General features: G+C 70.0%; 13 protein-coding genes. 9 read left to right on the top strand and 4 right to left on the bottom strand.

Features of this window, described 5'->3' with window-relative positions; translation table 11 throughout:
* Window positions 1-31 precede the first annotated feature (31 nt).
* Both ASG80_RS00425 and ASG80_RS00420 read left to right on the top strand, forming a co-directional pair.
* Window positions 32-1,231, top strand: coding sequence for a low temperature requirement protein A (locus tag ASG80_RS00425; RefSeq protein WP_056727387.1), 1,200 nt, complete (start codon window positions 32-34; stop codon window positions 1,229-1,231).
* Between the two features lie 104 nt (window positions 1,232-1,335).
* Entirely contained in the window at window positions 1,336-1,713 is a 378-nt protein-coding gene (locus ASG80_RS00420) for a hypothetical protein (protein WP_056727385.1), read from the top strand.
* Here ASG80_RS00420 and ASG80_RS00415 read toward each other — a convergent pair.
* Together ASG80_RS00415 and ASG80_RS00410 are read right to left on the bottom strand one after the other, a co-directional pair.
* A complete protein-coding gene (locus tag ASG80_RS00415) occupies window positions 1,674-2,639 on the bottom strand; it encodes a biopolymer transporter Tol (RefSeq protein WP_235507881.1) in 966 nt (321 codons plus the stop codon). The two genes, ASG80_RS00420 and ASG80_RS00415, sit on opposite strands and share 40 nt — an antisense overlap.
* A 55-nt stretch (window positions 2,640-2,694) precedes the next feature.
* Window positions 2,695-3,183 (bottom strand): heme-degrading domain-containing protein, encoded by a 489-nt coding sequence (locus ASG80_RS00410; protein WP_056727383.1) that lies wholly within the window; start codon window positions 3,181-3,183, stop codon window positions 2,695-2,697.
* A 141-nt stretch (window positions 3,184-3,324) separates the two neighbouring features.
* On the opposite strand from ASG80_RS00410, the gene ASG80_RS00405 reads away from it, so the two are divergent.
* Window positions 3,325-3,951: a TetR/AcrR family transcriptional regulator gene (locus tag ASG80_RS00405; RefSeq protein WP_056727381.1), complete on the top strand. Its 627-nt coding sequence runs from the start codon at window positions 3,325-3,327 to the stop codon at window positions 3,949-3,951.
* Here the strand turns inward: ASG80_RS00405 and ASG80_RS00400 are convergent.
* Entirely contained in the window at window positions 3,938-4,972 is a 1,035-nt protein-coding gene (locus tag ASG80_RS00400; protein WP_056727379.1) for a Gfo/Idh/MocA family protein, read from the bottom strand. The genes ASG80_RS00405 and ASG80_RS00400 overlap by 14 nt on opposite strands.
* An 85-nt stretch (window positions 4,973-5,057) precedes the next feature.
* Between ASG80_RS00400 and ASG80_RS00395 the strand changes: the two genes are divergently transcribed.
* On the top strand, window positions 5,058-6,578 hold the full coding sequence (locus ASG80_RS00395) for an ABC transporter substrate-binding protein (RefSeq protein ID WP_056727377.1): 1,521 nt from the start codon (window positions 5,058-5,060) through the stop codon (window positions 6,576-6,578).
* An 88-nt stretch (window positions 6,579-6,666) separates the two neighbouring features.
* Window positions 6,667-8,412, top strand: a complete 1,746-nt coding sequence (locus tag ASG80_RS00390) for a SulP family inorganic anion transporter (RefSeq protein WP_082589699.1) — start codon at window positions 6,667-6,669, stop codon at window positions 8,410-8,412.
* Window positions 8,413-8,439: 27 nt separating this feature from the next.
* Here ASG80_RS00390 and ASG80_RS00385 read toward each other — a convergent pair whose 3' ends face one another.
* Entirely contained in the window at window positions 8,440-9,222 is a 783-nt protein-coding gene (locus ASG80_RS00385) for an SDR family oxidoreductase (protein WP_056727375.1), read from the bottom strand.
* Between the two features lie 180 nt (window positions 9,223-9,402).
* Here ASG80_RS00385 and ASG80_RS00380 point away from each other — a divergent pair, with 180 nt between their 5' ends.
* The 4 genes from ASG80_RS00380 to ASG80_RS00365 all read left to right on the top strand — a co-directional run bounded on the left by ASG80_RS00380 (window position 9,403) and on the right by ASG80_RS00365 (window position 12,908).
* A complete protein-coding gene (locus tag ASG80_RS00380; protein ID WP_056727373.1) occupies window positions 9,403-9,600 on the top strand; it encodes a hypothetical protein in 198 nt (65 codons plus the stop codon).
* A 19-nt stretch (window positions 9,601-9,619) separates the two neighbouring features.
* Complete coding sequence (locus ASG80_RS00375; protein WP_369816191.1) at window positions 9,620-11,104, top strand: multicopper oxidase family protein; 1,485 nt, start codon at window positions 9,620-9,622, stop codon at window positions 11,102-11,104.
* Between the two features lie 403 nt (window positions 11,105-11,507).
* A complete protein-coding gene (locus tag ASG80_RS00370) occupies window positions 11,508-12,161 on the top strand; it encodes an RNA polymerase sigma factor (protein ID WP_056727368.1) in 654 nt (217 codons plus the stop codon).
* A gap of 270 nt (window positions 12,162-12,431) precedes the next feature.
* Window positions 12,432-12,908, top strand: a complete 477-nt coding sequence (locus ASG80_RS00365; RefSeq protein ID WP_056727366.1) for a hypothetical protein — start codon at window positions 12,432-12,434, stop codon at window positions 12,906-12,908.
* The last annotated feature ends 107 nt before the right edge of the window (window positions 12,909-13,015 follow it).

Raw genomic sequence — 13,015 nt, 5'->3', positions numbered from 1 at the left:
TCGGCGCGCGGTCGTTCGGCATGCTGTTCCCATGCAGGATGGATCCCGGGCCCCGAACGGCCTCGTCGGACGCGGGCGCGTCGCGGAGGCCTCGAGTCGCGTGACGACGTTCGAGCTGTTCTTCGACCTCGTCTACGTCTTCGCCTTCACGCAGGTGAGCCGCCTGATGGCCGACACGCACAGCGCGTTCGGCATCATGCAGGCGCTCGTCGTGCTCGCGCTGATGTGGTGGACGTGGGTCGCCTACGGTTGGCTGGCCAATCAGGCGCCCGCCGACTGGGGCGTCATGCAGGTCGGCATGGGGGTCGCCATGATCGTGGTGTTCGTCGCCGCGCTCACGATCCCCGAGGCCTACGTCGACCTGCCGGGCGGATGGCACGGGCCACTCGTGTTCGCGCTCGCCTGGACCCTCGTGCGCCTCATCCACATGACGATGTACCTCATCGTCGCGGGCGACGACGCCGCGCTGCGCCGGCAGGTGCTCGTCACCCAGGCGGTCGCGATGGCGCCCGCGGCCGCGGCGCTCATCGTCGGCGCCGTCGTCGGCGGCCCGGCGCAGACCTGGATCTGGCTCGGCGCGTTCCTCTACGACGCCGCGCTCACCTACGCGAGCTCGCGCGGGGGCGGCGGATGGCGCATCCGCTCGGTGGCGCACTGGGCGGAGCGGCACGCGCTGGTCGTGATCCTCGCACTGGGCGAGTCGATCGTCGCGATCGGCGTGGGCGTCGCCCGCGAGCCGATCGACGGCGCGATCACCCTCGGCACCGTGCTCGCCGTGACGCTGTCGATCCTGCTCTGGTGGGCGTACTTCGCGCGCCTCTCCGCAGCCGGCGAGCGGGCGCTCGAACGCCGAGCGGATGCCGCACGCGTCGTGCTCGCCCGCGACGCGTACACGTATGTGCACTTCATGTTCGTCGCGGGCGTGATCCTCGCAGCGCTCGGCGTCGAAGAGGCGATGGCGCACGTCGGCGACGCCGAGCCGTTCGGATGGTTCGGGGCGTCGGCGCTCGCCGCGGGCCTCGCGGTGTACGTGGCGGCCACCGTCGTGTTCGGGCGGCTGGTCGACGTGCCGTGGCCGGTGACGCGCATCATCGGGGCGCTCGCGCTCGCGGCATCCGTGCCCCTGCTCGCCGTGGTCTCGTCGATGCTGTCGCTCGCGATCGTCGTCGTGCTGCTCGCGGCGATGCTGGCGAGCGAAGCCGCCGCGTCGGCAGCCCGCAACGCCCGCTAGTCGTCTGATCGCGATCTGCGACGCCCCGAACGGGTGATGGACACTCCGACAGGCCTGGGAGTACGGTGTGGCCACCGTTACTCGGCTGATCGAAGGAGATCATCATGGCAGGTCCTCGTCCGGGTGGAGTCACCCTTGTCGCCGTCATCGCATGGATCAGCGGCGTCTTCAGTGTGATCACGGGCATTCTCCTCCTCACCGGAGGCGCGGCTGCCGACTCGACGACGGTGACGACGGCGGCATGGGTGACGATCGTCATCGGCATCGTGACGATCCTCGTCGGCGTCGGCCTGTTGCGCGCAAGCAACCTCGCACGCATCGTCGCGACCATCGTGTTCGTCCTGAACCTCGCGTCGGCGATCTGGACGATGTTCGCAGTGCCCGGGCAGTTCTGGTCGGCGATCGTGTCCGGCCTGCTGGCCCTGATCGGCCTGGCCCTGCTCTACTCGGCTCGCGCGAACGAGTTCTTCCGGGCTGCCTGACGCGTGCTCACGCCGTTCGTGCCGTTCGTGGGGTTCTCGCTCATCGGATAGGCCACGTAGGCGAACCGGGCGGAGTCAGGGGCCCAGCTGTTCACGTTCAGCGTCCCCTGACCGCCGGGCAGCGGAAGCCGGAGAAGCGGCGTGGCCCAGTCGTTCGTGGAGACGACGACGATCTCCACTGAACGATCGGCCGGATGTCCGAGGGTGCCGGGCGGGAAGCGAAGGTACGTCGCGAACTCGCCGCTCGGCGAGACATGGGGGAACCAATCGACCGTCTCGCTCTCGGTCAGCCGTTCGAGGTCGCTGCCATCGACCCGCACGCGGCCGATCTGGGCGTGGCCGGGGGCCTCGGTGAACGCCTCGGTGTTCAGGTGGATCCATGCGCCGTCGGCCGAGTACTCGGGCCCGTCGGAGTGGCCGTCGCCGAGATCGATCATGGTCGGGGCGCCGCCGGTCGCGGGCATCGTGAACAGGCGCCCGGGGCTGGTGAGGTCGGATGCATCGAGCCCGATGTAGGCGAGCTCTGCGGCATCCGGGCTGATGCCGTGGAGGAAGTGGAAGAAGCCGTCGTCGTCCGTCACGCGCACGGCCGCACCGCCGCGGAGGTCGCCGCGATAGATGTGGCCGTCGTTGGCGGAGACGTAGATGCCGTCGGTGCGGGGGTCGAGCACGTGGTCGTTGTTGAGCGCCGGGACGCCCTCGAGCGGCACTCGTCGGAGGACTCGGGCTTCGAGGCCGAACGTCCACAGCGCGCCGTCGCCGTTCAGCACGAGCCGTCCGCCGTCGTGCGTCCAGTTGGGGGCTTCGAGGAGGAGCTCATCGCTCGCGTACACGAGTTCCGACGCGCCGGTGACGATGGAGGCGATGCGCACCTCGCAGGTCTGGCCGGGACGCAGCGAGCGTGAGGGGATCAGGTCGTCGGGCATGCGAACTGCGATCTCCGCCAGACGGTCGCTCCGCCCCGTGAATCGCCTCTGGACGTCATGCGGCCCTCGATCGGGCGGCTTCGAGGGCGGCGACGACGAGGTCGTGATCGTCGCGTTCGGCGAGCCCCGACACGCCGACGAAGCCGACCAGCGAGCCGTTCACCCGCAACGGGAATCCGCCTCCGGCGGCGGCGTAGCGTGCGGGATCCAGTCCGGTGACCTGGTGGAAGTCCACGCCGGCCGACCGGAATCGTGCCCCGACGAGCAGTGACGGCGCGTTGAACCTCGCGACGACCCGGGCCTTTCTCGACAGCCAGTCGTCGTTGTCCGCACTCGTTCCGGGACGGGCCGCGTGGAAGACGCGCTGCTCGCCGAAGAGGATCGCCACCGTGATGGGGAGCTGGTCCGCGATCGCCCGGGCGACGAGGTCGCGCCCGAGTGCATCGGCGTCGTCATAGTCGAACGAGTCGAAGCCGATCCTCGAGTCCTGGGCCTCGAGGAGGGCGAGGAGTTCATGGTCGGCGAGTTCTGGGCTCGGGGGCATCGTCGGTCTGCTTCCTCTCGCGCCATGGAATCCGGGGGCGCACGCAGGACGATACCGATCGCATGCGCCGGGAGCAAGGGTTTCTTTTGCATCGGTAAATTCCGATGGGTGCAGTGGGGACGTGACGCGTAGAGTGAGTGCGTGGCGAGAGCGGGACGATTTGCGAAGGGCGCGGCTCGCCGCGAGGCGATCCTCTCGACCGCGACGGAGGTGCTCGCGCGCGACGGCTACCGGGGCACCTCGCTCCGCGCCATCGCCCGCGCGCTCGATCTCGAGCCGGCCCACATCCTCTACTACTTCGACAACCGGGAGGATCTCCTGCAGAAGGTCGTGGAGCGCTGGGATGCCGAGGCCATCGCGTCCATCGGCGGCGAGCCCGCCCCCGCCGACACGCTGGATGCCTACGCCGAGCTGATCCGGAGGAACCTCGAGATCCCGGGACTCGTGCACCTGTACCTGATCTTCGCTGCGGAAGCCGCGCAGCCCGATCACCTTGCCCACCAGTTCTTCCGCGACCGGTTCGAACGCGTCCGGCGCTGGCTCAGCGTCGCGATCGCCTTCGAGCAGGGTGCAGGCCTCATCGATCGCGCCATCGACGCCGATCGCGCCGCACGGATGCTGATCGCCGTCGCGGACGGCGTCCAGCTGCAGGCCCTGGTGGATCCCGGCGTCGATGCCCCGGCCGACCTCGCCGCGACGATCGCGCAGCTCCGCGGGCGGACTCGCGCCGAACTCGCCGGACACGAGTCCCGAGCTACTCGCCACTGATCTGGTGCCGCGCCTCGCCGATCGTCCCGAGGATCGACACGGTCTCGTCGAGCGTGTGCAACGGTGACTCGGTTCGCCCTTCGCCGACGAACGAAGCCAACGCCGTGGCCTCCCAGGCGAGTCCGTCGAAGAGCGTGAGCCCCGTCGGGTCCTCCCACCGGAGCGTGTCTGTGAGGAACCCGTTGTCGGCGAGGACGAGCGAGGTCGGGATGTGGAACGGAGAGCCCATCTCGATCCTCGCCTCGGAGCCCATGATCGCCGCCGTCGTCGGCGTTCGCGCGAGCATGGTGGTCGAGACCGTCGATTGGGCGGCGGCGCCATGGTCGAGCACGAGGGTGGCGTACGCATCGACGCCGGTGTCGGTCATGCCGCCGGCGGCCGTGACGCGAGTGGGGGCGCCGAACACCATCGAGTCGAGCTGCACGGGGTAGATCCCCAGATCGAGGAGGGCGCCTCCGCCGAGTTCGCGGCGGTAGAGGCGGTGCGTTGGGTCGAAGGGGATGGCCTGGCCGTGGTCGGCATACACCGCGCGCAGCTCACCGAGCACTCCGTCGGCGATGAGGGTGCGGATGACCGAGGCCTGCGGCAGGTATCGGCTCCACATGGCCTCCATCAACAGGACGCCTGCGGCGCGGGAGGTTTCGACGAGCGCGCGAGCGTCGGCTGCGTTCGTGGCCAGGGGCTTCTCGATGAGGACGTGCTTCCCGGCGGCGATGGCCAGCAGACCGAGGTGGAGATGCTCGCTCTGCGGCGCCGCCACGTAGACGACCTGGACGCCCGGGTCGGCGACGAGCTCCTCGTACGTGCCGTAGGCGCGCTCGATCCCGTGATCCGCGGCGAACCGTTCTGCTCGTTCGAGGGCGCGCGACCCGACAGCCGCCACCCGTTGCTCGGTGTGGCGGTGCATCGCGCCGACGAAGGCGCCTGCGATGAGCCCGGGGGCCAGGACCCCCCATCGCAGTGCGGGTTCACCTGAGTCGGGGGAGAACAGGCTCGGATCGGGGAAGGCGGTGGGCAGCATCGGCCGTGGTCCTTTCTGTCGGTCTCGCGAAAAAAAGTTATCACTGATAAAGTCCAGCCACCACCACCCAGTGAAAGGTTCGATGATGCACCGATTCCGCACCGCCGCAGCGGCGGTCGTCGCCACGCTCGCCCTCGCCGGCTGCGCCGCCGGCTCGCCCGAGGGAGGGAGCGACTCTTCCGGCGGCACCCTCCGTCTCGGGCTCTTCGTACAACCGACCACGTTCTCGGCGCAGGAAGCGAACTGGGGGAACGAGTCGCCCTACATCCAGGCGGTCTACGACACGCTGCTCATCACCGACCCCGACGGCGAGCTGCAACCCCACCTTGCGACCGCCTGGGAGTACAACGACGACCACACCGTGCTCACCCTCGAGCTCCGTGACGACGTGAGCTTCACCGACGGCACCGAGTTCACGGCAGATGTCGCCGCACAGAACCTCCTGCGGTTCCGCGACGGCTCGTCATCGAACGCCGCCTACGGTCAGTCGATCGCAGACGCCGCCGCCGTCGATGCCGACACCCTCCAGATCACGCTCACGGCGCCCGACCCGGCCTTCCTGGGCTACCTCGCCTTCAACCTCGGCGCTCAGGAGAGCCCGGAGGCGTTCGACGACCCCGACATCCAGACCGACCCCGTCGGGTCGGGGCCGTACGTCCTCGACACGGAGGCGACCGTCACCGGATCCTCGTATCGCTTCACCGCGAATCCCGACTATTGGGCGCCCGAGCTCCAGCACTACGACGAGATCGTGATGAACGTGTACCAGGACGCCACCGCCATGCTGTCGGCGATCCAGGCGGGGGAGGTCGACGCGGCGAACCTCGCCAACAATGACGCCCTCGACCAGGTCGAGTCGGCCGGGTTCACGGTCTCCAGCTGGGAGCAGAGCTGGTACGGCCTGTTCCTCTTCGACCGCGCCGGCCAGATGAACGCGGCGATCGCCGACGTGCGGGTGCGGCAGGCGATCAACTACGCGTTCGACGCGGAGGGCATGCTGCAGACCGCGGGCGGCGGACACGGCACCCAGACGGGGCAGATCTTCCCCGAACGTTCGGTGGCGTTCGACCCCGAGCTCGACTCGGCCTACCCCTACGACCCCGACAAGGCGCGCGAACTCCTGGCCGAGGCCGGGTATCCCGACGGCTTCACCCTCGACATGCCCACGGCCGCATATTTCCCCTCCTCGGTCATGGCCCTCATCCAGCAGCAGCTCGCGGATGTCGGCATCACCGTGCGGTACACCGACGCGGGGAACAACTTCATCGCGGACATCCTCGCGCCGAAGTACCCGGTGACGCTCATGCAACTCCAGCAGGACGCCGACTGGGCCCTCATCAACTTCTCCCTCGCACCGGGTGCGACGTTCAACCCGACGCGATTCGAGGACCCGCGCGTCGACGAGCTGATCGAGACGGTCCACTTCGGCACCCCGGAGGAGTCGGATGCGGCGGTGAAGGACCTCAACCGGTACATCGTCGACCAGGCGTGGTTCGCTCCGTGGTTCCGTGTGCAGTCGAGCTTCGCCACCGACGCCGAGACGCAGGTGGCGGTCCAGACCGACAACGCGGTTCCGTGGCTGTGGAACATCAGCCCGGCATCGTGACGCGCTGATGCGGTGCAGGGCCCGCTCGTGCCCACGGGCGGGCCCTGCGGCATCCGACTGCGCCATGATGGACCACAAGGGGACCGACATGACGGCGAAGCGGATGCGGCGGTGGCTGCCGGCGGGCGTCGAGACGGCGCTGCACTACCAGCGCGCCGACCTCCTGCCCGACCTGCGGGCGGGACTCGTCGTCACCGCCCTGCTCATCCCCGCGGGCATGGGCTATGCGCAGGTCGCCGGCCTGCCGCCGCAGTCGGGCCTGTACGCGACGATCGTGCCGCTGCTGGCATACGCGCTCCTGGGCCCGTCGCGCATCCTCGTGCTCGGGCCCGACTCGGCGCTCGCTCCGATCATCGCCGCGGCGATCCTGCCGCTCGCCCTCGGCGACGACGCGCGTGCGATCGCGCTCGCTGGGCTCCTCGCGATCATGGTGGGCGCGATCCTCCTGCTCGGCGGCGTGCTGCGCCTCGGTTTCGTGACCGACCTGCTCTCGAAGCCGATCCGCGTGGGCTATCTCAACGCGGTCGCGCTGATCGTGATCATCTCGCAGGTGCCCAAGCTGCTCGGCTTCTCGATCGAATCCGGCTCGCCGTTCGGCGACGTGGTCGCGATCGTGGAGGGCATCGCCGCAGGCGAGGTCCAGCCGCTCGCGGTCGCGTTCGGCGTGGTGTCGCTCGCGGTCATCCTCGTGCTCACGTGGCTGAGGTCACCGGTGCCGGGGGTGCTCGTCGCCGTCGTGGGCGCGACGGCGCTCACAGCGATCCTCGGCTTGGCCGACGTGCTGCCGGTGGTGGGTGCGCTGCCGCAGGGGCTCCCGGCCCCGGCGCTCGGAGGGCTCGAGTGGGCGGATGTCGCGGCGCTGGCCCTGCCCGCGGCCGGCATCGCGCTCGTCGCCTTCACCGACACGGCGGTCCTCTCACGCACGCTCGCCGCCCGTCGGGGCGAGACGGTGAGCGGCAGTCAGGAGATGGCGGCGATCGGCGCGGCGAACGTCGCCACCGGGTTCCTCGGCGGGTTCCCCATCTCGGCGTCGGCGTCCCGCACGCCCGTCGCCGAGCAGGCGGGTGCCCGCACGCAGCTCACCGGCGTCGTCGGCGCGGTGCTGATCTTGGCGTTCATGCTCCTCGTCCCCGGGCTCACCGGGTTCCTGCCGTCGGCGACGCTCGCGGCCGTCGTCATCGCCGCGGCCGCGCGCCTCATCGACGTGCACGGTTTCAGGCGCCTCGTTCGGATGGACCGGGTCGACGCGTTCCTCTCGCTCGCGTCGTTCCTCGGGGTCCTCGTGTTCGGCGTGCTCGCCGGCATCGCGGTGGCGATCGGCTTGTCGCTCCTCGCGTTCGTGAACCAGGCCTGGCGGCCGTACCGCGCCGAGCTGGGGCGGGTGAAGGGGCTCCGCGGCTACCACGACCTGTCGCGCTACCCCGATGGCGAGCGGATCCCGGGCCTCGTGATCGTGCGCTTCGACGCGCCGCTCTTCTTCGCGAACGGCGGGATCTTCGAGGACTTCGTGCGTTCGCGGGTGAAGGCGGCGGGGCCAGGCATCCGGACGGTCATCCTGGCGGCCGAGCCGATCACCGACATCGACACGACCGCGATCGACGAGCTCGTCGAGCTCGACGACTGGCTCGCCTCACGCGACATCCGCCTCGTGCTCGCCGAGATGAAGGATCCAGTCGTGGACGTCCTGCGCGACTACGGACTGACGAAGCGCTTCACGCCCGACCGGTTCGCGCCCACCGTGGGCGCCGCGGTCGACGACGTCACGGGGCGGTTGCGCGGCGACATCGAGGGCACCAAGTGGGAGGAGGAGCCGGACGACGAGCGGGACGAGTAGCATCGGGTCGGCCGCCTGCGCTCGAGGTCACCACGTCGAGTCGCCGCGGATGACGGCGTCGGATCCTCCGTCGATGAAGACGACCTGTCCGCAGAGGTGCGCGTTCTCCTCGCTCGTGAGCCAGGCGAGCAGGTACGCCGCGTCGCGGGGCTCGAAGATGCCGTTCAGCGGCATCGGCACCATCTCGAGCAACGACGCTCGCGCTTCCGGGGTGTCGATGTAGGCCGCGGTCATCGGCGTGACGACGACCCCGGGAGCGATCGCGTTGAGCGGGATGCCGGCGCCGGCCCAATCGGGTGTCGGGGCGTTCCGCCGGATCCACAGCGCGAGCGCGCGCTTCGTGGTTCCGTAGATCTGGTTCGCGGCTTCGGGGCCGGCGGCCTCGAGTTCACGTGCCCGCGCCATCGCGGCGGATTCGTCGCCCGCCTGCAGCACAGCGAGCAGGGGTTCGTCGGGCGGAAAGAGCGACGCCATCGACAACGTCGCGACCGCACGGGGTGCGGCCGATCCGGCGAGGAGTGGCCGAAGGCCGGTCAGCGTCGCGAGCGTCCCGAAGTAGTTCACCGCCACCGTCGCGGCGTTCGGCGTGGCGAGTCCCGCGTTCGCGATGATCGCGTCGATCGTGCCGCCGCTGGCCGCCGCGACCTCGCCAACGAGGTCGGTGCGGCCCTGCTCGGTCGCGAGGTCGACGGTCACGTCGGCGTCGTGCAGGTCGACGCCGATCACGCGATTGCCGCGCTCGACGAGCAGCTCCGACGTCGCCTTGCCGATCCCGCTCGCGGCTCCGGTGACGACATACGTTCGAGTCATGGGCTTCTCCCTGCGTGATCGTCGAGCGCGAGTCGCCGGCCCCTCGCGGCCGGGGCTCGAGGCCAGTCTCGACATCACACGGCCGCGCCGATGGGCCATTGGACCCGCGGGCCCGCGGAGAGGCGAAGGTCCCGGTCGCCGGCCCCGCGCGAACATAGCCTGCCCCACGGAGGTGCGGACATGGCTGACAGGTACTACTCGAACTCCGGCTGTTTCGCCGGCGGCGGTGCGATCTACGGGCTCGGCATCATCGGTGCCTGGGTGTTCTTCTTCCAGCGAGCCGATGAGTTCTGGCTGTTCATCTGGGCGTTCTTCCAGGGCCTCTTCTGGCCGGCGTTCATGGTGTACGAGTTGTTCAGGACGCTCGTCGGCGGCTGACGGGGCATCCGTGGAGCCTGTGACCCGGCGGACCGTCCTGGTCCTCGGCGGGGTCGGTGCGGCGGCACTCGTCGGCGGTGGCCTGTTCGTGTGGAGCCGGACGCAGTCGGGCGAGCCCGACCCGCGGACGGCGGCCACTCCGAGCCCGACTTCGACCCGATCGCCGCCCGGGGAGGAGACCGGCACCCTGCTCGAGCCCGAGGTGCTCACAAGCTCGGGAGGGCGGCTCGGCCTGACGCTCACCGCCGCGCTGACCGACGTCGTCGTCGCGGGCACGCCGGTGCGAGCGCTCACCTATAACGGCACGCTGCCGGGGCCGACCCTTCGGGTGCGGCCGGGCGACAGGATCGCCCTCGGATTCCGCAGCGAGCTGGATGCTGCGACCAACCTCCACATGCACGGGCTCGTGGTCTCACCTGAGGGCAGCAGCGACAACCCCTTCCTCCTGATCGAGCCTGGCGACACGTTCGACTACGAGTACCAGCTCGGCGCCGACCATTCGCCGGGTGTGTTCTGGTACCACCCGCACCGTCACGGCAACGCCGCCGAGCAGCTGTTCCGCGGGCTGTACGGCGCGATCATCGTCGAGGACGAGGAACCCGTCGAGGCGACGCGTGAGCGATTGCTCATGATCTCCGATATCGCCTTCGACGGCGGCGGCGTGCATGTCGCATCCCAGTTCGAGCGGATGCTCGGGCGCGAGGGCGACATCGTGATGGTCAACGGCCAGGTCGGCGCGACGCTCCTGGCGAAGCCGGGGGAGCGGGAGCGGTGGCGCATCGTCAACGCCTGCAGTTCGCGTTTTCTGCGGCTGCGCCTCGACGGGCAGCGGATGCAGCTGCTCGGCGTCGACGCCGGCCGGTACGCCGAGCCGCAAGACGTGGAGGAGATCATGCTCACGCCCGGGAATCGCGCCGACGTCATGGTCACCGCGGTGGAAGGGACCAGCGTGCTGCAGACGCTTCCCTTCGATCGCGGCGGCATGGGCATGATGGGCAGCCCGTCGAGCACGACGACGGGCGCGGACCTGCTCACCCTGACCGTGGCGGGCACGCCGAGCACCGCACCGCCCCTCGTGGTCCCGCAGCCCACGACGCGGGACCTCCGGCTCGAGCAGATCACCGGGCAGCGCACCGTCACGCTCGCCATGGGAGCGATGGGAGCCATGGGAATGGGCGGGATGAGCTTCACGATCGACGGACGGGAGTTCGATCACGAGCGCGTCGACACCGAGGTCTCCCACGGGGCCATCGAAGAGTGGACGATCGTCAACACGAGCCCGATGGATCATCCGTTCCACCTGCACGTCTGGCCGATGCAGCTCGTCGAGGTCGGCGGAACGTCACTCGCCGACGTCGACTGGCGGGACGTCGTGCCCGTGCGCGCCCGCAGCACGACCGTCGTGCGCATCGCGTTCGGGGGCCTCCTCGGCAGGACCGTCTACCACTGCCACATCCTGGACCACGAGGACAACGGGATGATGGGCGTCATCCGGGTGGACTGAACCGGCTATACCCGAGGGGTATTTTGGCGAATACCCCGGGGGTATCCTACGATGGCCGAGGCGCCATCCGCGTCATGACTCATCCGAGACGACTTGGGATCACCCCGAAGCGAGGAGTACCTCCATGTGCAGTGCCGTCACCTGCCGCAAGTGCGGCAAGACCACGTGGGCCGGCTGCGGCCAGCACGTCGACCAGGTGATGCGGGGCATCCCTCGTAGCCAGCGATGCGAGGGACACGCGAAGGAACCCGGCAGTGGCTTCTTCGCGCGCTTATTCCAACGCTGAGGGCGGCCCGGTGGCTGAGTGATCGTCGTCAGGGTGCGGCGCGCTCCGCGGCATCCTCGCGACCCCTGTGAGTGATCCCGTGCGCTCGGCGGCGGCATTGCCTACACTGTTGCGGTCATGACCGACTTCGAAGGCGCGCTGTCCCGTGCCACGTCCCGCGCTCGCGCATCGGCCCGCGGCGCCGACGGTCGAGCGACGGGCGGCGAGGCCTTCCCGGGCGTGCTGCTCGCAGCGCAGTCGGGTGCGTCATGGGCGTGCACCAACCTCTGGATCGACTACGCCCCCGCCGTCATGGGGTTCCTCAGGGCGCGCGGCTCCCACGAACCCGAGGACCTGACGAGCGAGGTGTTCCTCGCCGTCTTCGACACGCTCGACCGCTTCAGCGGGAGCGAGGCGGAGTTCCGCGCGTTCGTCTTCACGATCGCCTACCGGCGCCTCGTCGACGAGCTGCGTCGGCGGTCTACCCGCGGCATCCACGTGGAATGGGACGACGCAGCCGACCCCCGACGCAGCGCGAGTGCGGAGCACGAGGCGATCGGCAAACTCGCGGATGCCTCGGCGCGGGCGGTGCTCGACGGCCTCCCGCCTGACCAGCGCGACGTCATGGTGCTGCGCATCATCGGCGACCTCACGATCGAGCAGGTCGCCGAGATCGTCGGCAAGCGCCCCGGCGCGGTGAAAGCGCTGCAGCGGCGCGCCCTCGGTTCGCTTCGAAAGAAATTCCCCGCAGGGCGTACCCCTGCAGAGGCCTCCGGCGATAGCAGGGAGTGAGATGAACGAGCACCGGATTTCGGATGACGCGGCTGAGGCCGTGCTGCGAGGGCGTGCCCCCGAGGGCTCTCCCGAGCTCGCCGCGGTGGCGGAAGCCGTCGCGGAGTTCCGGCGCGTCTCGTTCGAAGCGCCCCCCAGCCGTCGGCCGAGCTGGCGCTTCGCCTCGACCTCGAACGTGCGGCGAGGCTCTCGACCGACCGACAGAACGTTTCGACCGCGGTCGTCGCGCTCCCCATCGGGGCGTCGACGCCGAGAAAAGGAAGACGAAAAGTGGCACTTGGTGCATTCGCAGGTCTCGGACTCGCAGCGAAGATCGCAATCGGCGCGGGCGCTGCTGCGGCCGTGGGCGTCGCCGGCGCAGGAGCGGCGGGCGCCGTCGACGCGCTGCCCGCCCCGGCGCAGGAGGTCTTCAACCAGGTCACCGGGCACCCCGGTGGCGAGCACGTGAGCGAAACGGGTATCGAGAACAGTGAGTTCGGCCAGAAGACCGTCGCGGAGGCGCGTCAGAAGGCCGAGGCGAAGCGCCAGGCCGCGCTCGAGAACGCCGAGGAGAAGCGCCAGGCCGGCCTCGAGACCGCCGAGGATGCGAGCCAGACCGGCGCCGAGCACGCCTCGGACGCGGGCCAGACCGGCGCTGAGCACGCCTCGGACGCGGGCCAGACCGGCGCCGAGCACGCCGATGAGGCGACCACCGGTGTCCCCGAGCAGGCCGGCGGCGATGCGGGTGAAGGGGCGAACGACCGCTGACACCCCACAGACGGCGGAGCGAACGTCCCCCCACGTACGCTCCGCATGGGAGGAGCGATCGTCCCCCCACGAAAGCTCCTCGTGAATCGGACCCCCGCCATTCGGCG

Source organism: Agromyces sp. Soil535, assembly GCF_001428255.1.
Lineage (GTDB): Bacteria > Actinomycetota > Actinomycetes > Actinomycetales > Microbacteriaceae > Agromyces.
The sequence above is the reverse complement of the archived record's forward strand: the minus strand, read 5'-3'. Positions and strand labels throughout refer to the sequence as shown.